Origin of the sequence: Arthrobacter sp. NPDC093139, assembly GCF_044754165.1 — a bacterium.
Lineage (GTDB): Bacteria > Actinomycetota > Actinomycetes > Actinomycetales > Micrococcaceae > Arthrobacter.
This window is the reverse complement of sequence record NZ_JBIVOO010000008.1, coordinates 79,468-105,417: the sequence shown is the minus strand read 5'-3', so window position 1 is coordinate 105,417 and position 25,950 is coordinate 79,468. Positions and strand designations below refer to the sequence as shown.

18 protein-coding genes are annotated in these 25,950 nt (G+C 67.0%); 10 read left to right on the top strand and 8 right to left on the bottom strand.

What is annotated here, in order from left to right; translation table 11 throughout:
- Position 1 precedes the first annotated feature (1 nt).
- Complete coding sequence (locus tag ACIP90_RS13735) at positions 2-451, bottom strand: hypothetical protein (RefSeq protein WP_400579915.1); 450 nt, start codon at positions 449-451, stop codon at positions 2-4.
- Entirely contained in the window at positions 448-3,606 is a 3,159-nt protein-coding gene (locus ACIP90_RS13730) for an efflux RND transporter permease subunit (protein ID WP_400579913.1), read from the bottom strand. Before ACIP90_RS13730 ends, ACIP90_RS13735 begins: the two co-directional genes overlap by 4 nt.
- Positions 3,607-4,083: 477 nt before the next feature.
- Between ACIP90_RS13730 and ACIP90_RS13725 the strand changes: the two genes are divergently transcribed.
- From ACIP90_RS13725 to ACIP90_RS13710, 4 genes are all read left to right on the top strand, one after another.
- Positions 4,084-4,779, top strand: coding sequence for a DUF4232 domain-containing protein (locus tag ACIP90_RS13725; RefSeq protein ID WP_400579911.1), 696 nt, complete (start codon positions 4,084-4,086; stop codon positions 4,777-4,779).
- 126 nt (positions 4,780-4,905) lie between these two features.
- A complete protein-coding gene (locus ACIP90_RS13720) occupies positions 4,906-6,426 on the top strand; it encodes an FAD-dependent oxidoreductase (RefSeq protein WP_400579909.1) in 1,521 nt (506 codons plus the stop codon).
- A 111-nt stretch (positions 6,427-6,537) separates the two neighbouring features.
- Entirely contained in the window at positions 6,538-11,595 is a 5,058-nt protein-coding gene (locus tag ACIP90_RS13715) for an ATP-dependent helicase (RefSeq protein WP_400579907.1), read from the top strand.
- Positions 11,588-12,481 carry a DNA-formamidopyrimidine glycosylase family protein gene (locus ACIP90_RS13710; protein ID WP_400579905.1) on the top strand — a complete coding sequence of 298 codons (894 nt, stop codon included), beginning with the start codon at positions 11,588-11,590 and terminating at the stop codon, positions 12,479-12,481. Before ACIP90_RS13715 ends, ACIP90_RS13710 begins: the two co-directional genes overlap by 8 nt.
- A 160-nt stretch (positions 12,482-12,641) precedes the next feature.
- On the opposite strand, the gene ACIP90_RS13705 is transcribed toward ACIP90_RS13710, so the two are convergent.
- Positions 12,642-13,286, bottom strand: a complete 645-nt coding sequence (locus ACIP90_RS13705) for a YitT family protein (protein ID WP_400579903.1) — start codon at positions 13,284-13,286, stop codon at positions 12,642-12,644.
- A gap of 60 nt (positions 13,287-13,346) precedes the next feature.
- Here ACIP90_RS13705 and ACIP90_RS13700 point away from each other — a divergent pair, with 60 nt between their 5' ends.
- From ACIP90_RS13700 to ACIP90_RS13690, 3 genes are all read left to right on the top strand, one after another.
- Positions 13,347-14,837, top strand: coding sequence for a PLP-dependent aminotransferase family protein (locus ACIP90_RS13700; protein ID WP_400579901.1), 1,491 nt, complete (start codon positions 13,347-13,349; stop codon positions 14,835-14,837).
- A 173-nt stretch (positions 14,838-15,010) separates the two neighbouring features.
- The gene (locus ACIP90_RS13695; protein WP_400579899.1) at positions 15,011-15,217 is read left to right on the top strand and encodes a hypothetical protein; all 207 of its coding nucleotides are present in this window, start codon (positions 15,011-15,013) and stop codon (positions 15,215-15,217) included.
- Positions 15,218-15,350: 133 nt separating this feature from the next.
- On the top strand, positions 15,351-16,340 hold the full coding sequence (locus ACIP90_RS13690) for an RluA family pseudouridine synthase (protein ID WP_400580045.1): 990 nt from the start codon (positions 15,351-15,353) through the stop codon (positions 16,338-16,340).
- Here the strand turns inward: ACIP90_RS13690 and ACIP90_RS13685 are convergent.
- Positions 16,337-16,879, bottom strand: coding sequence for an O-acetyl-ADP-ribose deacetylase (locus tag ACIP90_RS13685; protein ID WP_400579897.1), 543 nt, complete (start codon positions 16,877-16,879; stop codon positions 16,337-16,339). The two genes, ACIP90_RS13690 and ACIP90_RS13685, sit on opposite strands and share 4 nt — an antisense overlap.
- Positions 16,880-16,959: 80 nt before the next feature.
- Between ACIP90_RS13685 and ACIP90_RS13680 the strand changes: the two genes are divergently transcribed.
- Positions 16,960-17,577, top strand: coding sequence for a DedA family protein (locus ACIP90_RS13680; RefSeq protein ID WP_400579895.1), 618 nt, complete (start codon positions 16,960-16,962; stop codon positions 17,575-17,577).
- A 29-nt stretch (positions 17,578-17,606) separates the two neighbouring features.
- Here the strand turns inward: ACIP90_RS13680 and ACIP90_RS13675 are convergent, their stop codons facing one another.
- Entirely contained in the window at positions 17,607-17,912 is a 306-nt protein-coding gene (locus tag ACIP90_RS13675; RefSeq protein ID WP_400579893.1) for a hypothetical protein, read from the bottom strand.
- Positions 17,913-18,480: 568 nt separating this feature from the next.
- Here ACIP90_RS13675 and ACIP90_RS13670 point away from each other — a divergent pair.
- Positions 18,481-19,737, top strand: a complete 1,257-nt coding sequence (locus ACIP90_RS13670; RefSeq protein WP_400579891.1) for a NifU family protein — start codon at positions 18,481-18,483, stop codon at positions 19,735-19,737.
- Between the two features lie 63 nt (positions 19,738-19,800).
- On the opposite strand, the gene ppc is transcribed toward ACIP90_RS13670, so the two are convergent.
- The gene (gene ppc / locus ACIP90_RS13665; protein WP_400579889.1) at positions 19,801-22,620 is read right to left on the bottom strand and encodes a phosphoenolpyruvate carboxylase; all 2,820 of its coding nucleotides are present in this window, start codon (positions 22,618-22,620) and stop codon (positions 19,801-19,803) included.
- A gap of 266 nt (positions 22,621-22,886) precedes the next feature.
- Here ppc and ACIP90_RS13660 point away from each other — a divergent pair, with 266 nt between their 5' ends.
- The gene (locus ACIP90_RS13660) at positions 22,887-23,732 is read left to right on the top strand and encodes a DUF1684 domain-containing protein (RefSeq protein WP_400579887.1); all 846 of its coding nucleotides are present in this window, start codon (positions 22,887-22,889) and stop codon (positions 23,730-23,732) included.
- Between the two features lie 88 nt (positions 23,733-23,820).
- Here the strand turns inward: ACIP90_RS13660 and ACIP90_RS13655 are convergent, their stop codons facing one another.
- A complete protein-coding gene (locus tag ACIP90_RS13655; RefSeq protein WP_400579885.1) occupies positions 23,821-25,041 on the bottom strand; it encodes an acyl-CoA dehydrogenase family protein in 1,221 nt (406 codons plus the stop codon).
- Positions 25,038-25,910 carry an SDR family NAD(P)-dependent oxidoreductase gene (locus tag ACIP90_RS13650; RefSeq protein WP_400579883.1) on the bottom strand — a complete coding sequence of 291 codons (873 nt, stop codon included), beginning with the start codon at positions 25,908-25,910 and terminating at the stop codon, positions 25,038-25,040. The genes ACIP90_RS13655 and ACIP90_RS13650 overlap by 4 nt, the downstream gene beginning before the upstream one ends.
- Positions 25,911-25,950 lie beyond the last annotated feature (40 nt).

Genomic DNA, 25,950 nt, shown 5'->3' with positions numbered 1-25,950 from the left:
GTCAATGGCCCTTCGTGCCGAACTCGGCGCCGAACAGCTCCGCAGCACCCAGGGTGACTACGTCGGTTCCTGCCGCCGGACCAGACCGGAGCTGGACCTTGTCGCCGGTGATCTGGTCCACCGTGACCGCGGCCCGGATGTAGGTCCGAGGCTCCGGAGCGGTATACACCCACGTCTTACCGGCGCCATCGTAAACCAATGCGGCGTACGGAACCACCGGGCCGCCTTTGCCCGTGGTGACCTTCTCCGTGGTCAGTCCCAGCCTTTCGACGGCCTTCTCCGTCAACGTGAGCTTGTTCAGATCCGAGCCCACTTTCTCCAGGGAGGCCGGAGCCTCCCCGGCAGGCGCAGAGTCGGATTTCACTGCCGCGCAGCCGGCAAGACTCAGTGACGCCGCGCTGGCCAGCACGAGAACAGAACGCCAGCCCCCAAAACCACTATTGCTTTTCATGACAATTCCGACCTCTCTGACAGAACCGGTCCGTTGTTAATCACCAATGAGCTCCCCCAGTCCGTGTTGGCGGCCGGACCAAAACGCAGGAAGAGGATCGGCAGGATATACAGTGTCAGCAGGGCGGACGTGATCAGACCACCCCACAGGATGAGCGCCATTGGAAGCAGCATGGCCGTGGCAACGGGCCCGCCCAGCAGCACCAGCGGCACCAGCGCCAAGGCGGTGATGATGGCCGTCAGCACTGTCGGCTGCAGCCGCTCCGATACCGCACGCTTCATCTGCTCGGCCGAGGACGCCGTCGGGTCCTTGAGCTGCATGGACTGGTAAGAACCCATGAGCATGACTGCATCACGGACTGCGACGGCGAGCACAGCCGCCAGGGCTACCAGCACGTACAGGGAACCGAAGCCCCCACTCAACCAGGCTGCAATGACACCTCCCACCAAAGCGACAGGCAGCAGAACGAATACCAGCGCTGCAAGCCGCCAACTGCCCAGAACCGTCAGCAGCAGCACCAGAATGCCCGCCGCCGCTGCAGCCGCCAGCCAGACCATCAGGTCACCGGCTGCCTGCTGCTCGCCGAATTTCTTCGGGATCTCGGCGTGGTATTCAACGGGGAACTGCATCCCCCTGATCGCGTTTTGTATGTCCGCGGTCACGTCACCAAGGCTCCTGCCCTGGATGTCGGCCACAACGTCAATCCTCCTGGACGTGTCATCGTGGGCGATCACGGCCTGGTTGGGGCTGAGCCTGACGTCGGCAACATCACTGAGCCGGATCTGCCCGCCGTCCGGCTTGTCAATCAGCAGGTTCCGCACGCTGCTCATGCTGTGCCGCGTCTCAGGGGTACCTTTGACGACAACCTGGAACACCTTCTGCTGCTCGAACAGGTAGCCCACCTCGATACCTTGGAGAACAGTGGCAGCCGCGCGCCGCACGTCACCGGGCTTCACGCCTTGCTGTTGGGCTTTGGCGAGATCCACTTCAATCTCGGCAACAGGCTGGGAAGGCGTGGCCTCCACCGTGGGGTTCACCACTCCGTCCGTCCTGGACAGGATGTCGCGGATTTCGTTGGCTTTCTCCTGCAGGATTGGCAGTTCGATACCGTAGACGCGCACCCTGAACTGCTGGTCGTCAATGGCGCTGGCCTTGGAAACCTGCTGCTCGGGATAGGTGGTGACATTGGCTGTCATTCCCGGGTAGCCCTGCACAATTGACTGGGCCTCGGCCCGGATGTTCGCGATGTTCGCGCCGTCTTCCAATGTGATCCAGAGTTCTCCGGAATTTACATCCGCGGAAAGGTCTGAGGTGATGGCGCGTCCTACGTGGCCGCCCACCCGTGCTACTCCTTCGATTTGCGTCAGTTCCTCCCCAGCTTTGGTCATCAGCCGGTTCATGACGTCCGGCCCCGCTCCGCTGGACGCGTCCAACTCAACGAGGAGGGTGCGGTCAGGAACGGCGTTCACGATCGGCAGTTCCCGGGTCAGCCCCGGCACCAGAGCCACGGCGACGATGGCCAGCACGGCTGCGACGGATGCGACCAGAACGGCCACGCCCTTGGTGAAGGATCCTGTTGACTTGCGGTACCGCTCTCCCAGCTTGTGGAAGAAGGACGGCTTCGTCAGCGGCCGCTGGCGGCCGCGCAACAGAAGGCTTCCCAGTGCAGGCGTAACCGTCAATGCAACCAGCATTGCCACCGCAGTGGCGAGCAGATAGCTAAGCACCAGCGGCTTCAGGAATGCTCCGTCCACGCCTGGTACGAACAGTGCAGGAGCGAGCGCCAGCAGCGCCACCAGGCCTGCGAAGAGGACGGGGACACGAGAGCGCTGCAGTCCGTGAGAAAGCAAAGCCTCCCGGGACAGCCCTTCATTCGCGGCGTCCCTTCGGAAGCTGTGCAGGTCCAGAATGATGTCACCCACCACCACGATGAGCGCCAACGTGAGGCCGGCAAATGCCATCGTATTCAGCACTGCCCCCTGGAACTGCAGCACCAGGGCTGCACCCATTGCGGCCACGGAAATGGCAACAAGTGCCAGCAGGGCGTACCGCCAGGACCGGAAGGCCAGCCCGATCGCAGCCACCACGACCAGCAGGCTCACGAGCAGTGCCACGCCAAGCCCGCTCGCGGCGGATTCGAGGAACGACGCCGGACGGAAGACAGTCGAATCGACGGTGATCCCTGACAGGCCGGGACGCAGGCCGTCCAGAACTTCCTCGACGCCTGCAGTCACTTCGGCCACGCTGGTGTCCGGGAATTTCTCGATGACCAGAAGCAGGCCCGGAGACTTTCCGGTCACGGCGTCACCGATCAGCGGCTGGTGGTCCTCGACCAGGGTAGTGACATCGGACAGCTTCAGAGACTTGTTGGTGCTGCCCTCAACGCTGACCTTGCCGAGATCCTCCGGAGTACGGATCGGAAGGACGTGCTGGATACCGATCCGCTGGTTTGCGGATTCCAGGAATCCGCCGGTTCCCGGGGTTGACGCCTCCAGGAAGCTCAGCGGTGAAACCCACACAGCATTGCCGGCCGTCTCCACTACCTGGTTCAGGGTTACATCCTGGGCCTTGAGCTTCGCGGGGTCCACCTGGACCTGAAGCTGCTGCTCGCGCTGGCCGAAGATGGAGACGTTGGCTACCCCGGGAACACCCATCAGTGCGGGCTTGATGTCCCAGCGTGCTAGCACCGACATGTCGATGGGCGAGACCTCCTCGGAGGTCATCTCGACCATCATCACGCGGCTCGTCGAAGACAGCGGCTGCATCAGCACCGGTGGAGCTGACACGTTGGGCAGGGCGTGGGCCTGAGTCAGCCGTTCAGCAACAAGCTGCCGGGCACGCAAAACATCCGTACCGGGCTCGAAGACCATCTCAATGGATGACAGGCCGGGAACGGACACGGAACGGATTTCATCGAGCCACGCGACCCCATTTAAGAGGTCCGCCTCCATTGGAGAGGTGATGAGTTGCTCGACTTCAACGGCAGACAGGCCCAAGGCCTCGGTTTGAATTTCCACATGCGGTGGAGAAAATTCAGGAAGATTATCCATTGGCATGGCCGGCAGGCTCGTAAGTCCGAACCCTAGAATGCCGGCTGCCACGGCCAAAACGATCAAACGAAACTTAAGACTCCAGCGGACTAGCCAACCGGTCATATCCTCAGCCCCCATCGTTATTGGAACGGGCACCTCTGCCAGGTTCCAATTACTGATGCGCCTTATTCAGGATCACGCGCAGCGGCGTTGCTGCGCGTGAATGCCGAGCTGCCTCCCTCAACCCTGCACGTCCCCGACATCGGGGACGATGCTGGCCGCGCTGTGATGGACCAGGCGCGGCCAGACGGAGAGCTATTTTCTTATCCGAATAGATTTATTCAATTCTCGGGCAAGTAAGACCACGCTCATTCTGACATAGGGAAATGGGCTATCCAAGGACTTTTAGCCCCTTGTGGCGGCATTTTTTCGGGTGGCAAAAGATTTATCGTTGCATCAATAACTGCAGGCCCAAGAGCCCCCGACTTAAGCGTCGCCATGACCCCTCGTCGTGGTGCGGAGGTCACAATCAGGGAACCAAATCCGCCACGCGGTCCTGCCTTCGTTGACTCCGGCGGTGCTGACCGCAAAGTTAGACCCATGAGGCTTCAGCGAATCCCCACCGGACTGGCAGGCACGACGGCGGCTGCCGCACTCGCGCTCTTGCTCACGGCCTGCGGGCCGAGCCAACCCTCCGGCCAGGCAAGCCCGGAGCAGACGACGGGTCCTGCCGAAGCAAGCAGCAGCGCAAGCCCGGGGGCCGCCGAAACGTCGGACCCGCCGTCGTCCTCCGCTGCCGCCCCTCCTTCCGTCCCGGCACCCTCCAAGCCAGCGCCGACTGGCGCGGCTGCAGCGCCAGGTTCCACAGCCGCCGGCGCGCAACTGTGCAAGGCATCAGCGCTGAAGGCCAGCACGGATGCCACCGGCGGGGGCGCAGCAGGCAGCGTGTACATGCGGCTGATCCTGACCAACAGCGGCACCGCACCCTGCCATCTCAAGGGCTTCCCCGGCGTTTCGCTGACCAACGGTGCCGGCGGCCAGCCGATCGGCGCACCGGCCAGTCGGGATGCGACAACACCGGTGAGCGACGTCCTACTGGCCCCCGGTCAGTCCGGCTCAGCCATGCTGCGCTACACCCAGGCCCGCAACTACCCGGACTGCGTCCTTGCCCAGGCGGCCGGCTTCCGGATCTACCCGCCCGAGGACACCGCATCCCTCTTCGTGGCCAGACCTTCGGACGCCTGCAGCAATGCCTCCATCGAGCTCCTCAGCATCGGGGCGTTTCAGCGCAGCTAGCCCCGGTGTTCCTCCACCCCGATTCCGTAAGTACACTTACGAATACTCTGAGGCCTTACCCGCCTGGCAGGGCCTGCGGCGGGAGTGCGCCGCGATGTGGCTACGGTTGAAGGCAGGTTGATTTGCATGACGTCGCTCTGGTTGGACCGCACCGATACTTTCAGCGGAGAGGACTTCCGCCAAGGCGCCGCCTACGACACTGTCGTCGTCGGCGCGGGCCTCACCGGGCTGGTCACCGCACTCCTGCTTGCACGCTCGGGGAAAAACGTCCTCGTGCTTGAAGCGAGGACGCCCGGGGCAGTAACCACCGGCAACACGACCGCGAAGGTCACCCTGCTGCAGGGGACTGTCCTCTCGGCGCTCCGTACCCAATACTCCGCAAAAATGGTCGATGCGTACGTGGCCGCCAACCGTGAGGGGCAGGCCTGGCTGCTGCGGTACCTCGAATCCAGCAACCTCCCGTACCAGGAGCGTGACGCTTACACCTATGCCACCACGCCGCAGGGCGCCGATAAGCTGCGCAAGGAACTGGCTGTGGCTTTGGCCGCGGGGGTCGAAGTGGACTATGTGCGGAACCCCGGACTCCCTTTCCCGGTCCACGGTGCGGTGCGCCTCCGCGGCCAGGCACAGATCAATCCCATGGATGCCATCCTTGCCCTGGCCCGGGACGTTCGTTCGCATGGCGGCAGCGTGGTCACCGGCGTCCGGGTCCAGAAAGTAAGCGGTACCGGGCCGTCCACGGTTGAGACGGACCGCGGAACCGTTCGCGCCAACGAGGTTGTACTCGCCACCGGAACGCCCATCCTGAACCGTGGCCTGTATTTTGCCAAGCTCAAGCCCGGACGCTCCTATGCCGCGGCGATGGAACTGGCGGACTCCACTGCGCCCCCGGACGGCATGTATCTGTCCGTGGAGCACCCCGTCCGGTCGCTGCGAGACTACCCTGCCGACGGCCGGCGCCTGTTGCTCGTAGGCGGCAACGGCCATCCCGTGGGACGGGCGGAATCGGAGCAGGCCCACCTGGACGAACTGCTGGCTTGGGCACACTCGCACTATCCCGGTGCCACGGTGACACACACCTGGTCCGCCCAGGACTACCAGTCCGTCAACCTCATGCCCTTCTTCGGCAAACTCCCCCGCGGGCGCGGCCGGATCTTCTTCGCCACCGGGTACAACAAATGGGGAATGACCAATGCCGTTGCGGCGTCCCTGGGTATCGCCGCGGATATCCTCGGCGGCCAGCTGGAGTGGGCCAACACCATCCACCGCCGCGTCACGGCCCCTCCCGGGGCTGCGTCCGCCGTGTCGCTGAACGCCGGTGTGGCAGCCACCCTGGCAAAGGACTGGGCACGGGCCGGACTGCAGAAGCTGCCGCAGCAGGGCACCACCCCGCCCGCGGAGGGGACGGGCAGCGTTGCGCTCCGCGGGCGCAAGCCCGTCGCCACGTCCACCGTGAACGGGACGACGTGTTCCCTGTCAGCCGTCTGCACGCATCTCGGCGGCATAGTGCACTGGAACGACAACGAGAAATCCTGGGACTGCCCCCTGCACGGTTCCCGTTTCAGCAGCGACGGCACGTTGCTGGAAGGACCGGCCACGCACAACCTGCAGCCTGCGGCGGAGTCAGGTCCGAAAGCCAACGGCTGAAGCGCCCGTCCCTCGGATCAGTGCTGGGCGCCTTCCGGTGGTCGGCCCCGGCGAAGGTGACGGCCCGTCGACGGCGGCCATACTGTCGCTGCCTTGAGGCATGATGGAGGCATGCAGTCGCAGGGGCCCGCCGGCACGTCCGGGGGCACATCTTCGGTGGACTCCATGGGCCAGTTCAGCCGGCCCACCAGGGAGTGGTTCCTTGGCGCCTTCTCCGAGCCGACCCCTGCCCAGCACGGTGCCTGGAACGCCATTTCCTCGGGATCGCACGCGCTGGTCGTCGCCCCCACCGGTTCGGGGAAAACGCTCGCCGCCTTCCTGTGGGCCCTGGACAGACTGCTGGTTGCCGGGGCAACCGCCGGCGGCACCAAAAGGCACGAGGACAGCCAAAAGGCCGACGGCGGGAATCCTCCCGCCGCCGCCAAAAAGCGAGCCAGGCCGCCAAAGCGGAACACCCGCGTCCTGTACATTTCCCCGCTCAAGGCGCTTGGCGTCGACGTCGAACGCAACCTCCGTTCACCCCTCATCGGCATCACGCAGACGGCCAAGCGGCTGGACCTGCCGGCCCCGCTGATCACGGTGGGCGTCCGGTCCGGGGACACGACGGCGTCTGACCGCCGCGCCCTGCTCAGCAACCCGCCGGATATCCTCATCACCACTCCGGAATCGCTGTTCCTCATGCTGACGTCCAGGGCGAGGGAAACCCTCAGCGAGGTGGACACCATCATTGTGGATGAAGTCCACGCCGTGGCCGGAACCAAGCGCGGCGCCCACCTCGCCGTCTCACTCGAGCGCCTTGATGCACTGCTGCCCAAACCGGCCCAGCGGATCGGCCTGTCCGCCACCGTGGAGCCCCGGGAGCTTGTCGCGCAGTTCCTGGCCGGTTCGGCTCCGGTCGAGATCGTGGCCCCGCCGTCCCGCAAGAACTGGGATCTCACCGTGTCTGTCCCTGTGGAGGACATGTCGGATCTCCAGGGCGCGGCCGGAGCCTTCGATTCAGGTCCTGCCTCGGGCCTGCAGCCGCAGGCCTCCATCTGGCCGCATGTGGAGGAGAAGATCGTGGACCTGGTGCTGGCGAACCAGTCCACCATCGTTTTCGCCAACTCCAGGAGGCTGGCCGAACGGCTGACCGCGCGGCTGAATGAGATCCATGCCGAGCGGCAGCTCATGGCTGTCGGTGGCGGTTGGGAGGAGCCGGCGCCGGACTTTTCCGGCTCTCTCCAGACCTCCACAGCGACCCCCGCCCATATGATGGCGCAGGCAGGAAGTACCTCGGGCGCCGAGCCGCTGTTGGCCAGGGCCCACCACGGCTCCGTCTCTAAGGACCAGCGCGCGCTCATCGAGGATGACCTGAAATCCGGACGGCTGCGCTGCGTAGTGGCCACCTCCTCTTTGGAACTTGGTATCGACATGGGTGCCGTGGACCTTGTTGTCCAGGTGGAGTCGCCGCCGTCCGTGGCCAGCGGGCTGCAGCGCGTGGGCCGTGCCGGACACCAGGTGGGCGAGATCTCGCAGGGCTACCTCTTTCCGAAACACCGGGCCGATCTCGTCCACACGGCGATCACCGTGGAGCGCATGCTGGACGGCAAGATCGAGCGGCTCAGCGTTCCGGCGAACCCCCTGGACATCCTGGCCCAGCAGACCGTCGCGGCCACGGCCCTGGGCAGCATCGATGTGGAGGAATGGTTCGCCACCGTGCGGCGCTCCGCACCGTTCGCCACCCTCCCCCGCTCCGCCTTCGAGGCCACCCTCGACCTGCTGGCCGGACGCTACCCGTCGGACGAATTCGCCGAGCTCCGGCCCCGCATCATCTGGGACCGCAACGCCGGGACCATCGAGGGAAGACCCGGCGCACAGCGCCTTGCCGTCACGTCCGGAGGCACCATCCCTGACCGGGGGCTGTTCGGTGTCTACATCATCGGCACCGAAGTTGAGGGATCGGCCTCACCTTCCGGCGGGGACGGCGCCGGCAAGGTATCCGGCACGCCCTCTCCCGCCAAGGGCGGCAGGCGCGTCGGCGAGCTCGACGAGGAGATGGTTTACGAATCCAGGGTCGGCGACATCTTCGCCCTCGGCGCCACGAGCTGGAAGATCGAGGACATCACGCACGACCGCGTGCTGGTCTCCCCGGCCTTCGGCCAGCCCGGCAAGCTGCCGTTCTGGAAGGGCGACTCCTTGGGGCGTCCCGTTGACCTCGGCCGCGCCCTTGGCGCGTTCGTCCGGGAACTGTCAGCGTCCGACGTCGGCCCGGCAACCGAACGCTGCAAGGCCAGCGGCCTTGACGACTTCGCCGCCAACAATCTGCTCCAGTACCTCAATGAGCAGAAACTGGCCACCGAAGTGGTGCCTAGCGACACCACGCTGGTGGTGGAACGCTTCCACGACGAACTCGGCGACTGGCGGGTGATCCTGCACAGTCCATTCGGTATGCCCGTCCATGCCCCCTGGGCACTGGCCGTGGGCCAGCGCCTCCAGCAGCGCTACGGCCTGGACGGCTCCGCCATGGCCGCCGACGATGGCATCGTGCTCCGCGTTCCCATGATGGAGGATGAACCACCCGGCGCGGAGCTCTTCCTCTTTGACCCCGAGGAGCTCGAGCAGATCGTGACGGCCGAGGTTGGTGGCAGCGCCCTGTTCGCCTCGCGCTTCCGGGAATGCGCGGCCCGTGCCCTGTTGCTGCCGCGGCAGACCCCAGGCAAACGGCAGCCCCTGTGGCAACAGCGCCAGCGGTCCGCCCAGCTGCTCGATGTCGCACGGAAGTACCCGGCGTTCCCCATCGTCCTGGAAACTGTGCGCGAGTGCCTGCAGGATGTCTATGACCTGCCGGCCCTGAAGGACATCGCCACATCCGTGGAACGCCGCGAGCTGCGCATCGTCCAGACCACCACCCAACAGCCGTCGCCGTTCGCCAAGTCCCTGCTGTTTGGCTACGTGGCCCAGTTCCTCTACGAGGGAGATTCTCCGCTGGCGGAGCGCAGGGCCGCCGCGCTGGCCCTGGATTCCACGCTCCTCAACGAACTCCTCGGCCGCGTGGAGCTGCGGGAACTCCTGGATGCCAAGGTCATCGAAGCGACCGAGCGCGAGCTGCAGCGCCTTGCTCCGGACCGCAAGGTACGGGGCATCGAAGGGGTCGCCGACCTGCTGCGGCTGCTGGGCCCGTTGTCGACGGATGAAGTCGCAGCCAGGCTCGAGCCTGTTGAACCTGCCGACACCGGGCATGCCGACAGCCCGCTGTCCGAGGCCACGCTGGCAGACGCGGCCTCCCACCTCTCCGCACTCCAGCGGGCCAACCGCGCCATCAGGGTGAGCGTCGGGGGCGTTGAGCGCTACGCGGCGGTGGAAGACGCCGCCAGGCTGCGGGATGCCATTGGGGTTCCCCTTCCCATGGGTGTGCCCCTGGCCTTTATCGAGCCGGTGGCGGATCCCCTCGGCGACCTCGTCTCCCGGTATGCGCGAACGCACGGTCCGTTCACCGCCACGGAGGCCGCAGCGCGGCTCGGGCTTGGCGTCGCCGTCGTTGGCACTGCGCTGAAACGGCTCGCCGCCGACGGCCGCGTGGTGGAGGGTGAGTTCCGGCCCCATATCGAGCCGGCGGCAGAGTCCATCCCGGATGAATCCGGAAGGCAGAGCGACGGCGGCTTTGGCGCGGCCGAGGGCGACGACCATTCCGGCGCCGATTCGCATCCCGGGGCGGTTCCGCCGTCCACCGTCGTGCTGCCCGCCCACAACGAATGGTGCGACGCCGAAGTGCTGCGCAAGCTCCGCCGTCGTTCCCTGGCCGCGCTGCGGGCGGAAGTGGAGCCTGTCGACGCGACAGCCTACGGCCGGTTCCTGCCCGCCTGGCAGAACGTGCGAAGTCCTGGAACCCGTCGAGGGCAACCGGCGCTGCGCGGGCTGGACGGAATAGTCACTGCCATCGACCAGCTCTCCGGGGTGCCCGTTCCGGCGTCGGCCTGGGAGCCGCTTGTGTTGGCCAGCCGTGTGTCCAACTACCAGCCGGCCATGCTTGACGAGCTCATGGCAGCCGGCGAGGTCCTCTGGTCCGGTGCAGGTTCCCTGCCCGGCAACGACGGCTGGATCAGCATGCATCTGGCCGATTCTGCGGAACTGACGCTGAATCCGGCCATCGACTTCGAACCCGGTGATGCCCAGCGCAGGCTGCTGGACCACCTGCAGACCGCTGGCGGCGGCTACTTCTTCCGGCAGCTCACCGATATTGCTGGCGGGATGGACGCCGTGCTCAGCGATCAGGACGTGGTGTCCGCACTGTGGGACCTGGTGTGGGCGGGCCGCGTGACAGGTGATACGTTCGCGCCCGTCCGCGCCCTCATCGCCGGCGGCCACACGGCCCACCGACAGGTAGCCCGTGCTCCGCGCGCCCGTGCTCCGCGGATGAGCAGGCTGGGACGTTCACATGGAACGGGCCTGCTGGGTTCGCCGGGCCTTTCCGGCGGGCGGTACGGCACCGTCACCGGACAAACCCCGACGCCGCCGCTGGCTGCGGGCCGGTGGTCGGCCCTCCCCTCCCCCGAGCTCGACGCCACCATACACGCCCGCGCCACAGCGGAACTGCTCCTGGACAGGTACGGTGTCGTTACCCGCGGCTCGGTCATGGCGGAAAACATCCTGGGCGGCTTCGGACTCATGTACAAGGTGCTGGCGCGGCTGGAGGAGGCCGGACGCTGCCGCCGCGGTTACTTCATCGAGCACCTCGGAGCGGCCCAGTTCGCCGTTCCTGCCACAGTTGACCGCCTGCGCTCATATTCAGAGGACACCCAGCTTGCCAAGCCGGAACCCATGGCTTTGGCCCTCGCCGCGACGGACCCCGCCAACCCGTACGGCGCCGCGCTGCCCTGGCCGGCCCTGAGCATCGAAGCCGGCAGCGGCCACCGTCCCGGCCGCAAGGCAGGCGCGCTGGTGGTGCTGGTCGACGGCGCCCTGGCGCTGTACGTTGAACGCGGCGGCAAGACACTCCTCGTTTTCACTGAGGACGATGCGGTACTGGCAGCCGCCGGCGCGGCGCTGGTCGATGTCGTGAAACGCGGCGCCGTGGACAAGCTGGTCATGGAAAAGGTCAACGGCCACAGCATCCTGGACACCCCGGCCGCGGCGGCTTTGACGGCCGCGGGAGCTTACTCCACTCCGAAGGGGCTGAGAATCCGTGCCTGAGGGTGATTCGATCTGGCGCGTCGCCCATCAGCTCCACGGCGCCCTCGCCGGCCAGAAACTGACGGCCTCGGACTTCCGCGTGCCGCGCTATGCCACGCTCAATCTCCGGGACTGGACAGTGGAGGAAGTGGTTCCGCGGGGCAAGCACCTGCTCATGCGGCTGGCCGGTCCGGACGATGAACGGCTGACCGTCCACTCCCACCTCAAGATGGAGGGCAGCTGGCAGGTTTACCCGCCCGGCGGACGCTGGCGAAAACCGGGGTTCACCGCCCGGTGCATTCTTCGCACGCCGGTGGCTGACGCCGTCGGCTTTTCCCTCGGGCTGCTTGAAGTCATCAAAACCTCCGAAGAGGACAAGGCTGTGGGGTATCTGGGGCCGGACCTCCTGGGCCCGGACTGGGATCCGGCGGAGGCGGAGCGGCGCGTGGCATCAGCGCCGGACGTTCCGATCGGTGTGGCGTTGCTGGACCAGCGAAACCTCGCCGGCATCGGCAACATCTACCGCTGCGAGGCCTGCTTCCTTTCGGGAATCCACCCTGCCTCGCCGGTCTCGGCCGTAGCGGACCTGCCGGCCCTGTTCGCCGACGCCAAACAGCTGCTCGAGGCGAACCTCGGCCCGGGACGGCGTACCACTGTGCTGAATGCGCGGGGCACGCCGGCTGGCAGGGCCGCCGGCCGCCCCGGGTACTGGGTCTACCGACGTGAGCACCAGCCATGCCTCCGCTGCCGGACCCCTATCCGTCACGGCGTGCTCGGCCGGACCGTGCCCCGCAGTGGGTCACCGGCGGCCGTCCCGGCGGCGGGCGTACCGGAGCTGGTCACGGAGGAGCGCGACATCTACTTCTGCCCGAAATGCCAGCCGCTGCTGGGCGCGGCCGGGACCTGACGCCCGCAACGGCGTCCGGGCCCGCGCTGCCCTCCCGCTCGCGGTCTCATCTGCGAACACCCCACACCACGCGGCGACGTCACGACGCGCAAGTGCCACGGGATGCGCAAAAGGTCCGGCGACGCGGGTATTCCCATGTCGTCAGACCGTATGGGTGGCGTCAGACCGTATGGGTGGCGTCAGCCGTCCGTGCCGCTTCTGACGCTGCTGGAACCGCTGCTGGAACCGCTGCCGGGACCATGAAGTACGGCAGCAGGATCTGCACCAGCGGCCCGATCGCCAGCGCGTACACCACGGTGCCCACGCCGACGGATCCGCCAAGCAGCCAGCCCGCGCCAAGAACCACCACCTCGATCAGCGTCCTGGAAACCCGGACCGACCACCCCGTGCGCCGGGCCAATCCGGTCATGAGGCCGTCACGCGCCCCCGGACCAAACCGTGCGCCGATGTAACAGGCGGAAGCGATGCCGTTGAGCACCACGGCGCCGGCGAGCAGGGCGATCTGGCCTCCCAGGTGCGAAAAAGCGGGGATCAGGGCGAGGCCGATGTCGGCGAAAAGGCCCACAAGCACGGCGTTGCAGATCGTTCCGAATCCGGGCCACTGCTTCAGCGGAATCCACAGCAGCAGCACCAGGAAGCTGACGATGATCACCACCGCCCCGATGCTCAGCCCGGTCCTGCCAGCGAGTCCCTGATGGAACACGTCCCACGGGTCCAGGCCCAGCCCGGCGCGAATGAACATGGCCAGTGAGATGCCGTACATGGCAAGGCCGGTGAAGAGCTGGAGCAGTCTGCGAGTCATCATTGACCTATCCTGTGTGACAACTGGCCTTGTTTTCCATGGCCAGTTTGAAATACTGGCCTTGTGTCCGGATCCCTCAGCCCCGCAGCACTTGCACGCCTCCTGGGCCGGTGGCACCGCGGCGCGTCGCCCGCCTACCGCGAACTGGCCGACGTCGTCCGTCTTCTCGTGCTCGACGGCCGCATTCCCTTGGGAACCGCCCTCCCGAGCGAGAGGACTCTGGCCGACACACTGGACGTCAGCCGGACCACCGTGACCGCCGCCTACGCAAGCCTGCGCGAACAAGGATTCCTGAGCAGCGGTCAGGGCACCCGCGGCCGCACCTGCCTTCCCCGCAGCTCCGGCGTTGACTCAGGTTCCGAGGCAGGCGCGGAGACCGGCGCGGCATTTTCGGGCGCTCCCGGTCTCGCCGTTCCCGACGGCGTGATCGATCTCGCCTACGCGTCCCTCCCGGCCAGCGGCGAGGTGGTGCACCGGGCCTTTGCTTCGGCGCTGACCGAACTGCCGGCGCTCCTGCCCGGATTTGGCTATGACGCCCTGGGCGTCCCAGCGCTCCGGGAGGCCATTGCCGCCCGCTACTCCGCCGTCGGGGTGCCGACGGCACCGGCCCAGATTCTGGTGACGTCGGGAGCCCAGCATGCCCTGAATATCGTGCTGCGGGCGATGGTCGGCAAGCAGGACAGGGTGCTGGTGGAGCAGCCGACGTATCCAAACGCCCTCGATGCCATCCGGGCGCAGGGCTGCCGGATGGTTCCCGTGGCACTGCCTCCCGCGCCTGAATCCGGGTGGGACCTGCAGTCGGTGGAGACCGCCCTGCTGCAGCAGCGGCCGAAGCTGGCGTACATCGTCCCCGACTTCCACAACCCCACAGGACGGCTCATGCCCGACGGCCAGCGCCGCCGGCTGGTCCGCGCCGCCGCCGCGTCGGGCACGCTGCTGGTGGCGGACGAGACCCTTCGGGAACTGAACCTCGACGGCGGAACGGCGGCGCCGCTGGCAGCCTTCAATCCCGCGGTAGTTTCCATCGGATCGCTGAGCAAGTCGCACTGGGCGGGGCTTCGCACAGGCTGGATTCGCGCCTCCGAAAGCATGATCCAGCGCTTTGCCGCCGCCAGGACCACGATGGATTTGGGCGGCCCGGTGGTGGAGCAGTTGGCCGCCGCCCACCTGGTCCGGGCCCTGGATGAGCCGCTGCCGGCGCGCCTGGCCGCACTCAGGGAAAGCCGGACGGCGCTGCTGGAGCTGCTCGGCGCCCACCTGCCGCAATGGCAGCCCGAAAGGCCCGATGGCGGCCTGGCCGTCTGGTGCCGGCTGCCCTCCGCCAGCAGCACAGCGCTGACCGTGATCGCGCCCGACTTCGGCATCCGCCTCGCAGCCGGACCGCGCTTCGGCGTGGGCGGCGTCTTTGAGAACCACCTCCGCGTGCCGTTCACCCTGCCGCCGGACAAGCTGGAGCAGGCGGTCCTGGCACTGCGCTCAGCCCAGGACCGGCTGGACGCCTCCCCGCAGCTGCGCAGAACCCTCAGGGATTCCCCGGCCGTGGCCATCGCCTGACTCTCAGCGACTAAGCAGCCGCGGCCGGCGCACCCGCGCCACGCCCGGCTGGGCGGCCCATACGCTGCTTCGCCGTATTGGTTCCGGGACCGATGGGGCATGCGCCGTTGCCTTGCGGCGCACTGGCCGCGTACGCCGATTGCCGGCCCAGTCCCGACGCCGCCGCAGATGCCATGGTGCCCCTGCTTGAGGCTGTTACTTCGGCCCAGTCCTCCGGCACCTTGCTGGTGGCGCCCGTGCACATGGTCGCCTCGGCCATCTGGGGACAGGCCCACGGACTGGTGAGCCTGGAGTTGGCACAGGTGGGGCCGCCCGGGACGGACTGGGCGGGGGTCTACGCCTCAGCGCTGGACGCGGTCACCCGGGGCTGGGCCGCGTGACACGTCCGTCAGCGGGGACAGGGTCCGGCCGGCCGTTTCGACGGTTCCGCTCGTACTCGATGCTCGGCAACGTCTAGCACGCAGGGAACCATCGAAACGGCGGGGGCGACCCGGCACGTAGAATGGACCGGTGATGCAATCCCCCCTCCCCGTGCGCGACGGCGTGAACGCAACCCGCCTCCGCCTGCCGGACGAGGGGCCGTGGGACACCGCGATGGACTACATGATGCACCGCTGGGGCCACATCGACCCTCAGGGCATCGAGGACAGGTTCGACGCCGGCGAGATCGTGGGCGAAGGCGGTATCCCCCTGGATCGCCGGACGCGGCTCGAGGACCACACATTCATCTGGTACTACCGCACGCTCCCGCCGGAGACGCGGCTGCCCGTCGAGCTGAACATCCTGCACCAGGACGATCACATCCTCGTCGTGGACAAGCCCCATTTCCTGCCGACCACACCCGGTGGAACCTACATCCAGGAATCCGCGCTGGTGCGGCTGCGGAACCAGCTGAACCTTCCGGACCTGATTCCCATGCACCGGCTCGACCGCATGACGGCCGGCATCCTGCTGCTCTCCACCAACCCGGAAACGCGTGGCAGGTACCAGGTGCTCTTCGAGAAACGGGAAGTGCAAAAGGAATACGAGTGCGTGGCCGCCGCTGAGCCCGCGGCGGGGCACTCCGCCGTCGACTTCCCGGTCGTGGTGCGGAACCGGATGACCAAGTCCCGCAGCTACCTGCTCGCCGAGGTCATCGACGGCGAGCCGAATGCCGAGACCCGGATTGATCTGCTGAAGACGTTTGACGCCGGAACTGCCGACGGCGGGCAACGCACCACTGCGGCTCCCGCGGCCGTCGGCTCCTCCGGCAACGGCGCCAGGCGCCTCGCCCTCTACCGGCTGGAGCCACACTCGGGCAAGACCCACCAACTGCGGGTGCACATGGCATCGCTGGGCCTGGGCATCCTGCACGATGCCTTCTACCCGGAGCTCCTGGACAAGGCCCCGGACGACTACACCAAGCCGCTTCAGCTCCTCGCCCGCGGGATCCGTTTCGTGGATCCGATTACCGGGAAGCCCGTGGAGTACCGGAGCCGGCTCGAGCTGAGCGAGGCCCGCTAGCCGCCGGTTTCTTGCAGGGCCTGCCGGAAGATCTCGGCGGTCTCCTCGCTGAACAGCACGAATTCCACCAGCTCCACCTTTTGCTCACCGCCCATCGGAGGACGGCCGGCGTAGGCGCGGACCGCCTCGATCCCCACCTGCGCCACGGTGCGGGCATCCCAGCCATAAACGCCTGCGCTGACAGCGGGAAACGCCACGGACCGCGCCCCGAGACCTTCAGCTATCCGCAGGCTCTGGGTGAAGCACGAGGCAAGCAGCGCCGGGTTGGTCTGGCCGGCGTGGCGGTTCGGCCCAACGGTGTGGATCACCCACTTCGCCGGCAGCCGGAACCCCGGTGTGGCAACGGCTGCACCAACCGCCAGGCCGTGCTGCAGTTCCCCGGCGCGGAGCCCGCGGCAGGCCTCCAGCAGTTCCGGCCCCGCTGCCCGGTGGATCGCGCCGTCCACGCCGCCGCCGCCCAGCAACGAGGAATTCGCTGCGTTGACGATCGCGTCAACAGGCCGGCCGGTGATGTCGCCCTGAACAATGTCAATCTGCATGCAGCCAGTGTGGCACCGCTGCAGGGTTCGGACGAAGACTGCGGATCCCCTGCCGGCAATAAGTGCGGTACCTTGGCCGCATGGACTTCGGCAACGCGGACAACTGGGGGGCCGCGATCTATTTCTGGATCGTCCCGGCGGTACTGGGCGACGCCATCTTCCCGCCCGTCCCCTCCGAGATGGTCCTCATCACCGGCGGCGCACTCTCCGCCGAGGGCCGCGCCAACCTGTTCCTGATTGGCCTCCTGGCAGCCTCAGCCTCCTGGGCGGGCGATGTCGTGGTGTTCCAGCTGTTCAAGCGACGGTTGAGCCATGTGCTGGACCGCTGGCGGTGGGGCAGGAAACTGCACCACGGCATCCATGAAGCGATCGCGAAGGCGGGGCGGTCCTCCACGTACGGCACCATCATCGGGGCCAGGTTCATTCCGGGAGGCCGGCTCGCAACATCCGCCGCGGCCGGGATCGCCGACGTCTCCTCGGGCGGCTTCAACCTCTGTGCGGGGCTGGGCGGGGTTCTCTGGGCCACGTGGCTCGTCGGGCTCGGCTACTTCACCGGCTCAGCGACCCGGTTGCCCTTCTGGGCCAGCTCGCTCATTGGAGTGGCAGCCGGTCTCGTGATCGGCGCCGTCGTCGGTGTCATCGCCACCCGGCGCCGCGGCAGCAGGTCCCCGGTCGACGAGCCTGACGAGCCGGCGTAGCCAGCCCCCTGACAGGCGCACCAAAGGGGTCAGACGGGCGCCCACTTGCCGCGGCTGCGGCGGAGCACCACCAGCGAGCCGGTCACCGCAACGCGCTCGACGGCGTCGCGCATCATTGCGGCCGACTCCAGCGCCTGGTGGTTCTCACCGCTGTATTCGGTGGGCTCCACGAGGAACCGGAGGTTCAGCTGCGGCACACCCCCTGCCAGTTCCAGCTGGTTCGCTTCCACGTGATGGCGCGTACCCAGTGCGTCGACGGCGGCAGCCATCACGTCTTCGGGAGGATTGCCCGGCTTCAGCCCGGTGATCTTCAGTCTGGTCTGGAACGACGGCATGGACCCAGCCTAACGGCGCCGCAGATGACGGCAGACAGTTCCCGAGCGCGAACGGGCAGCTGATGCCCGCAAATCCGGCTCCAAGGGGCATATGCTGCCAGTTCGCGCTGCGGAAAAGTTGACCCTGAAATTGGGCAGTTGCGTTTTGTCTGGGGCGAGCCTATGTTTGCAAAAAGGGGCGAGATCATGCACGAACTCTCTGTCACGCAGAGCCTTGCTGGCGCCGTTCTGGACCCAACAGGAGAACGGCCGGCCACTGCACTCAACGTCGGTATCGCCCTGTTCCCGTTCTATGGCTGCGGCCGCACTGACGTCCGCAGCTGCCGAAAACTCCGACTGATGTCCGCGGAGGTGCCATAGAACAATGCGTACAACGTGCGGGTGCGGCAACGAGGCCTCCATCCGCATTTCATACGGGCACAAACCGGTCCGGCACCTTTCCCGGATCGCTGACAAGAGGACACCGGCCCCGCAGGGGCCACTGAAAGAGGCAACGATGCCTGCTGAAACTGCCCGCAAGGCGGAAGAAGCCCACTCCCCCACCCAGAATTTGATGGGCAGGTAGGCCATGTCGGGCGAAGACCGGCCGCTGGAGAGCAGCGACTGGATCCGCGGTTTCCTCCGGGTCTGGGGCACCGATGGTGTGGGCGCCCGCGGCGGTGCCGAGGACCTGGTCCGCCAGGTGGCGGAGCTGTATGGATCGGGACTCCGGCGCATCATGGAAATCCTGCACCGCCAGGGGAAGCTCGACGAGGCCACGCTGGAGGCGCTGACGGCGGACGACCTCGTGTCTGCCCTCCTGCTGGTCCATGGGCTGTACCCCCGCTCGTTGGAAGCGCGCGTGGCCGCGGCGCTGGACCGGATCCGGCCCTACCTCGGTTCCCATGGCAGCGACGTGGAGCTGGAGGGGACGAGCACGGACGGGGTGGTGCGGCTCAAGCTCTACACCGGGCCGGGTGGCCCGCCGTCGTCCCCCCACCTCAAGTCCGCCGTGGAGGAAGCCATCAAAACAGCGGCACCGGACGTCGCCGCCATCGACGTCGTCGAAGAGCAAAGACAGCCCGGAATGCCGGACCTCATTCCCGTGGACTCCCTGCCTGTCCGTGCGATCAATCCCCAGGACGCAACGCCCGCGGCGTCCTGGCACGACATGACCGGCGGCACCTGGGAAGCGGTTCCGGAAATCGCCGGGCTCGAATCCGGGGAGGTCGCAGGCTTCCTGATTGGAGGCTACCCGGTGTTGGCCTGCCGCGCCGGACAAGATGTCTACGCGTACCGCGACTACTGCCCGCGCTGCACCGGCTCCATGGCCGGCGCAACCCTGCAGGCCGGCGCGCCACAGATCGGCGGAAGCCTCCTCCGCTGCCCCACCTGCCGCGGCCACTTCGACGTGCACCACGCCGGGGCCTGCCTCGAGGACAAAGACCTGCATCTGGACCCGCTTCCGCTGCTGGTCCGCGGCGGAGTACTGTCTGTGGCCATCCCGGGGGAATCCGTGCAACCCCCGCCGCCACCTGCCGCGCCGGCACGTCCGGCCCCGACGGAGGCGACGCCGGCGGAGTCGCTCCCGCTGGTCGCACCGGCAGGGCAGGCGGCTCCCTTGGCACTGGTCCCCGATGCGGCCTCGCCTGCAGTATCCTCACCCGCCGTTCCCGCACCGGCCGTTCCCGCACCCGCCGTGTCGGCGGCGGATGTTCCTACGGCCGCAGCCCCGGCCCTGTCGGCAGCGGACATTCCTACGGCCGCAGCCCCGGCCCTGTCGGCGGCGGATATTCCTACGGCCGCAGCCCCGGCCCTGCAGGCTGCTGCAGGACAGGACGAATGAGCTGACTGCGGGAAACGCTGTGCCTCCCGCCCCTTATCTGCAAAGCGACGGAGGGCGCGGGGACTACCCGGTGTTGCGCAGTCCTGCCGCCACTCCGTTGACTGTGATCAGCATGGCGCGCTGGAGCCGGTCGTCGATCTCGCCGCCGGAAATGGACTTGCCTGCCGCAGCCTCGGTACGCACACGGCGGAGGAGCTCCACCTGCAGGTAGCTGATCGGGTCGAGGTACTGGTCCCGGATTTCCAGCGAGCGCTTCAGGGTCGGCTGGGCGTCCAGGAGCACGTTCTCACCGGTGAGGTTCTGGATCTCTGTAACAGTCAGTTCGTACTCTTCGCGGATGGCGTGGAAGAGGTGGTGGAGCTCCTTGGGGACCAGGGTGTCCACGTAGTAGCCGGCGATGTCGAGGTCCGTCTTGGCCAGGGTCATCTCGACGTTGGAGAGCACCGAACGAAAAAAGTGCCAACGGTCCATCATCTCCACGAGCTGGGCTGAGTTGCCAGCCTCGCGGGCGGCCCTCAGGCCGGATCCCACGCCGAACCAGCCCGGCACGATCTGCCGCGACTGCGTCCAGCCAAACACCCACGGGATGGCGCGGAGGCCGCCGAGACCCGCACCGGAGTCCGGGCGCTTGGAGGGCCGGGAGCCGATGTTCAGGGAACCCAGCTGCTCCACCGGGGTGGACGCCATGAAGTAGGCGGGCAGGTCCGGGTGGTCGATGAGGCTCCGGTAGCGGTCGAAGGCGGCGTCGGAAATGATCTCCATGACGTGCCCGAAGCGTTCGCGCTGGTCGTCGGAGTTGCGGGGTGTGCGGTGCAGGGCGGACCCTTGCATCACGGCGGCGAGGGAAAGCTCCAGGTTCTCGCGGGCCAGTTCCGGCAGCGAATACTTGTCCGAGATGACCTCGCCCTGTTCGGTGAACTTGATTTCTCCCTCGAGGACACCGTGGGGCTGGGCCATGATGGCATCGTAGGTGGGCCCTCCGCCGCGGCCCACGGATCCGCCGCGGCCATGAAACAGCCGGACCCGGACGCCGTGCTTGGTGGCGATGTCGCGCAGCTTCTGCTGGGTCTTGTGGATCTCCCACTGGCTGGTCATCACGCCGGATTCCTTGTTGGAGTCCGAGTAGCCGAGCATGACTTCCTGGATGTCGCCACGCAGCCGGACCAGCTCCCGGTAGGACGAGTCAGAGAGCAGCTGGTCCACGATCTCGGCGGAGGCACGCAGTTCCTCAACAGTTTCGAGCAGCGGCGCAAAGCCGATCTTTGCATAGGGGGCGTCGCCGAAAAGGCTGACCAGGCCGGCTTCGCGGGCCAGGACGGCCGCGGCCAGGACGTCGTCGGCGCCGCGCGTCATGGAGATGATGTACGTCTCGATGACGTCGGGGCCGTACGTGCGCAGGGCGCGCCGGATCTCGCGGAAGACGTCGTACGTGCCGTCGGCGACGCCGTCGAGCTTAATCGGGTGGCCGGACAGCGGACGGCGGGAAGCCAGCTCGGCGCTCAGCACTTCGAGCCGCTGTTCGCGGGTCAGTTCGGCATACCGGATGCCGGGTCCGCCAAGGCGGTCCATGAGCTGTCCGACGGCGTCATGGTGGTGATCGGCATGCTCGCGGATGTCCAGCGTGGCCAGATGGAGGCCGAAGGAGGCGATGGCACGCCGGACGCGGGCCAGCGCGCCGTCCGCCGCAAGGGAAGCCGAGTGGTTGCGCAGCGAGAGTTCCAGCAGCTCCAGCTCTGTGATGAGCTCCTCGGTGGAGGTGTAATCGCGGCCTGGCTGATGCGCTGAACCGGCGGCCACGCGCTTGCCCGTGTTGATGAGCTTGGCCTTGATGCAGGTGAGTTTGAGCCGGTAGGGCTCCTGGGCGTTGAGCTTGAGGACGCGCGGGTCGAGGCCGGGCAGCTTGGTGAGGTCCGCGTCGATCGAGTCCAGCAGCGTCTGGTCCGCACCGGCGAGGGCTGTGGAGTTGGACAGGATGGAGATGAGCTCGTCCACCATGGCGATGCTGATCCGCACGGCGTTCTGGTTCTGCAGCTGGAGGATCTCACGGGTCACGGCCGCGGTGACGTTGGGGTTGCCGTCACGGTCGCCGCCGATCCACGAACCGAACTTGATCGGGGCCCTGTGCGCCGGCAGCGTGACGCCATGCTCGCCCAGGAGCGCGGAGAGGTCCGTGAGCATCTCCGGCAGCGCGTCGGTGAGGATGCTGTTGAGGTAGTAGATGGCGTTGCGGGCCTCATCCACCGGGGTGGGCCGTACCTGGCGGAGCTCGTCCGTCTGCCACATCTGGTCGATCATTTCGGACAGCTGGCGGTCCTGCCGGCGCCGGGCTGTGGTGCCCTCCTCGGTGGGTTCGGCCAGCACATCGGAGAGTTTGCGGATTTTGTCCAGAACGGAGCGCCGCGACGCTTCGGTGGGGTGCGCGGTGAAGACGGGGCGCACGTCCAGTTCATTGACGACTTCCTGGAGCACTGCCGGGCCTGCCTGGCCGGCGATGTCGTCGACCGCCTTGGCCAGCCAGCCGTCCTTTTCCTGCCGCGTGCGCAGGCCGCGGACGCGGTGGACCTGTTCGGCGGCATTGGCGAGATGGAAGTAGAACGCGAAGGCGCGGACCAGGTCGGTGGCCTGCTCAAGCGGCAGGGAGGCGAGGAGCTCACGGACCTGGGCAACGACGTCGTGCGCGCTCCACGGACCGGTGGCGTCCGCACCGCCGCGGGCGGCTTCCTTCGATTCCTTGGTCAGCAGGCGCACCTGCTCCACAAGGTCCAGGAGTTCGGGGCCGTGCTGGCGGACCAGCGATTCGCCCAGCAGGGTGGAGACGCGGCGCACGTCTGCGCGGAGTTCGGCGGCGAGATCTGTTTGGGAATTCATTGCAGTGTCAGCCATGGAAACTATCTTTCGAGGGTTCGGACTTGGCTCGTACACTGCGCTGGATACTGTGAGCCGGGTTACCTGTTCCTATGGAATGTTACCCGCAGCGCGCCGGGGCCGGGAATATGTCACAGATCCTGTTACGGCCTTGAACCGGGCATCCCGGCCCGCTATGGGGACACCATTCCGCCCGTGCCGGCAGCCGCCTCCAGCGGAATCCAGAACGGAATGAAGTGTCTTTGCGTGCGGTTGTACAGGCAGCCGTCTACGTTGGAGGAACCATGAGCACAGCACCAGATGCCCAGCTGCAGCGCTGGCACCGTTTCCGCAACAACCGCAATGCCGCCCTCGCCGCTGAGCACGGCTGGCTTACGCTCACGTCGTTCCAGTGGCTGGAAAGCCAGCCCTCCGCCGTCGACCTCGCCCCCGGGCTGTGGTCAACCGACGGCACGACGGCGGCACTTACCGCCGCGGCGGCCGACGGGCTCACGCTTGTGGAAACCGGCGAGCCGGTGGACGGGACCGTCACGGCGCGGCTCTCCAACGAGGAGTCTCTGATGTGGGTCCAGTTCGGCGGCCCCGATGGCCGCCAGGTGGTGGTGGAGCTTGCCATGCGTGCCGACAAGTACGCCATCCGCACCCGCGATTCGCTGTCGCCGGTCTTCACGGAGTTCGACGGCGTGCCCACCTTTGATTACCGCCCGGACCTCGTGGTGGAGGCCCGTTTTGAGGCCTATCCCGAACCGGTGGACATCCCCATCGCCACCGCCAACCCTTTGGTGGACGGCGTGCACCGGACAGTGGGCGAGCTCGTGTTCCGGCTCCCGGGAAAGGACCACGAGTACCGGCTTCACGCCGAGGAGGAGAAGCTCGGCGCCTTGACGGTCACCTTCCACGACGAGACCAACGGAGCAGCCTCGCCGGGACAGGCAACTGGTGAGTGGCGGAAGGTTTCCACGCCCCGGCCCCGCATTGACGCTTCGGGAAACGCCTCGGTGGTTCTGGACTTCAACCGCGCCATCAACTACCCCAGTGCGTTCACGCCATACGGCACCTGCCCGATGCCCGTGAAGAACAACAGCCTCGACGCCAGGATCGAAGCCGGCGAGAAGCTGCCCAACCCCTGAGCGCGAACAGGCAGATAATGCCCTCAAACCTGGGTTTTGCGGGTAGTAGCTGCCAGTTCGCGCTTCGTATTTTGGGCGGAGGTTGGCGTCAGACGATGGCGGAAACCCCGGTGACGGCGCGGCCCACGATGAGGGTGTTGATTTCGTACGAGCCCTCGTATGTGTAGATCGCTTCGGCGTCGGCGAAAATCTTGGCCATGCGGTAGTCCGTGACAATGCCGTTGCCGCCGAGCAGAGACCGTCCCATGGCCACCGTTTCACGCATCCTCGCCGATGTGTACGACTTGGCCAAGGCCACCTGCGCCATGTCATCGGCGCCGCGGTCCTGCAGCTGGGCGATCCGCACCATCATGCCCATGCTGGCCACAGTGTTGCCCAGCATCGAGACGAGCTGTTGCTGGATCAGCTGGAACTTTGCCAGCGGCCGTCCGAACTGCCGCCGTTCGACGGCGTACTGCCGGGCGACGTCGAATGCCGCCAGCTGCTGCCCCACGGCCTGCCACGCCACCATGATGCGCGAGCCGCGGAGCAGTTCGTTCGTGTCCTCGAAGCCGTCAACCGTCGCAAACCTGTCCGCCTCGCGCACGCGGACGTCTTCAAACACAATGTCGGCGTTCTGCACGGTCCTCAGCGCGATCTTGTTTTCGATCCGGCTGCGCGTCACTCCCGGCAGGGAGGCGTCCACGATGAACCCGCGGACGGTGCCGTCGGCTTCGTCCCGTGCCCACACCAGCATGTAGTCGCAGAACGTCCCGTTGCCGATCCAGCGTTTGGCGCCGTTCAGCACCCAGCAGTCACCGCCGCCATCGGCTGCTCCGCTTGGGCTGGATATCCGGCGAGCACGTGTCTCCATGCCGCCGGCGACATCGGAGCCGTGCCCCGGTTCGGTCAGTGCAAAGGCGCCGGTGGTGCGCAGGTTGGAGGCGTCCTCGAGCAGCCGGCTCCGCTGGTCATCCGACCCGAACTTGTAGAGCGCCTCGACGAAGAGATCATGATGGACCAGGAAGAACGTGGCGATCGAGGTGTCCACGCGGGTTATTTCCGCAATGACGAGTCCGGCGAAGAGGTGGCTGTAGCCGCGCTGGGCCGGGGTGCTCAGCTCAAGTGCGGCGAGCTTTGGCAGGAGCTGGGACGGAAACTCGGCCTTGTTCCACCATTCCTCCGCGTACGGTGCGATCTCCGCGGCGAGGAACTCCCGCAATTCCTGGAGCTTGCGCCGTTCGGAGCCGCTGAGCAGGGACTCGTAGTCGTAGAAGTCCGCGGTGGGCAGTGCTTCGACGGCGGATTCAGCGGAAGGACGATGTGTCATTTCGGGCCCATCCGGATGGCGCCGTCGAGGCGGATGGTTTCGCCGTTCAGCATCGCGTTGTCCACGATGTGCGCCGCGAGATTGGCGTATTCGGCCGGCCGGCCCAGGCGGGACGGGTGCGGCACCTGCTTGCCGAGGGACTCCTGTGCCTCCGCCGGCAGGCCGGCCATCATGGGTGTCTCGAAGATGCCCGGTGCGATGGTGACAACGCGGATCAGTGAACGGGCCAGCTCCCTGGCCAGCGGCAGGGTCATGGCCGCCACGGCGCCTTTCGAGGCGGCGTAGGCCGGCTGGCCGATCTGGCCATCGAACGCGGCAACGGAGGCGGTGTTGATGATGACGCCGCGCTCTTCCCCGCCCAGATCGGTGACGGCCGGCTTCGTAAGGGCCATTTCCGCGGCGGCGAGGCGGATCACATTGAAGGTGCCCACCAGATTGACCTGGACGACGCGGGTGAAGGTCTCCAGCGGCAGGACGCCGTCGCGGCCCAGTACCTTGCCGGGTGTGGCAATGCCGGCGCAGTTCACCAGGATCCGCAGCGGACCCAGCGCCGCTGCGGAGTCGACGGCGGCCTGCACGTCGCCCTCGCTGGTAACGTCCGTCGGAACGAAGACTGCGGTGTTCCCGGCGCCGCCGCCTACCCCGTCGGCGCCGACACCGCCGGCTACGGCACCGCCGGCTTCTGCACCGCCGGGGGCAGGCACGTCCACTCGGCTGGAGTTCAGCTCCTCGGCGAAAGCCGCGCCGGCCGAAGAGCCGAGGTCCGCGATCACCACCGAGGCGCCGGCATCGAACAGCCGCCGGGCAGTAGCAGCGCCCAGTCCGGACGCCCCGCCCGTGACCAGCGCAACAGAACCCTTGATGTCCATACATCCTCCTTGATGCGGAAACCGGCAGCCGGCGAACATT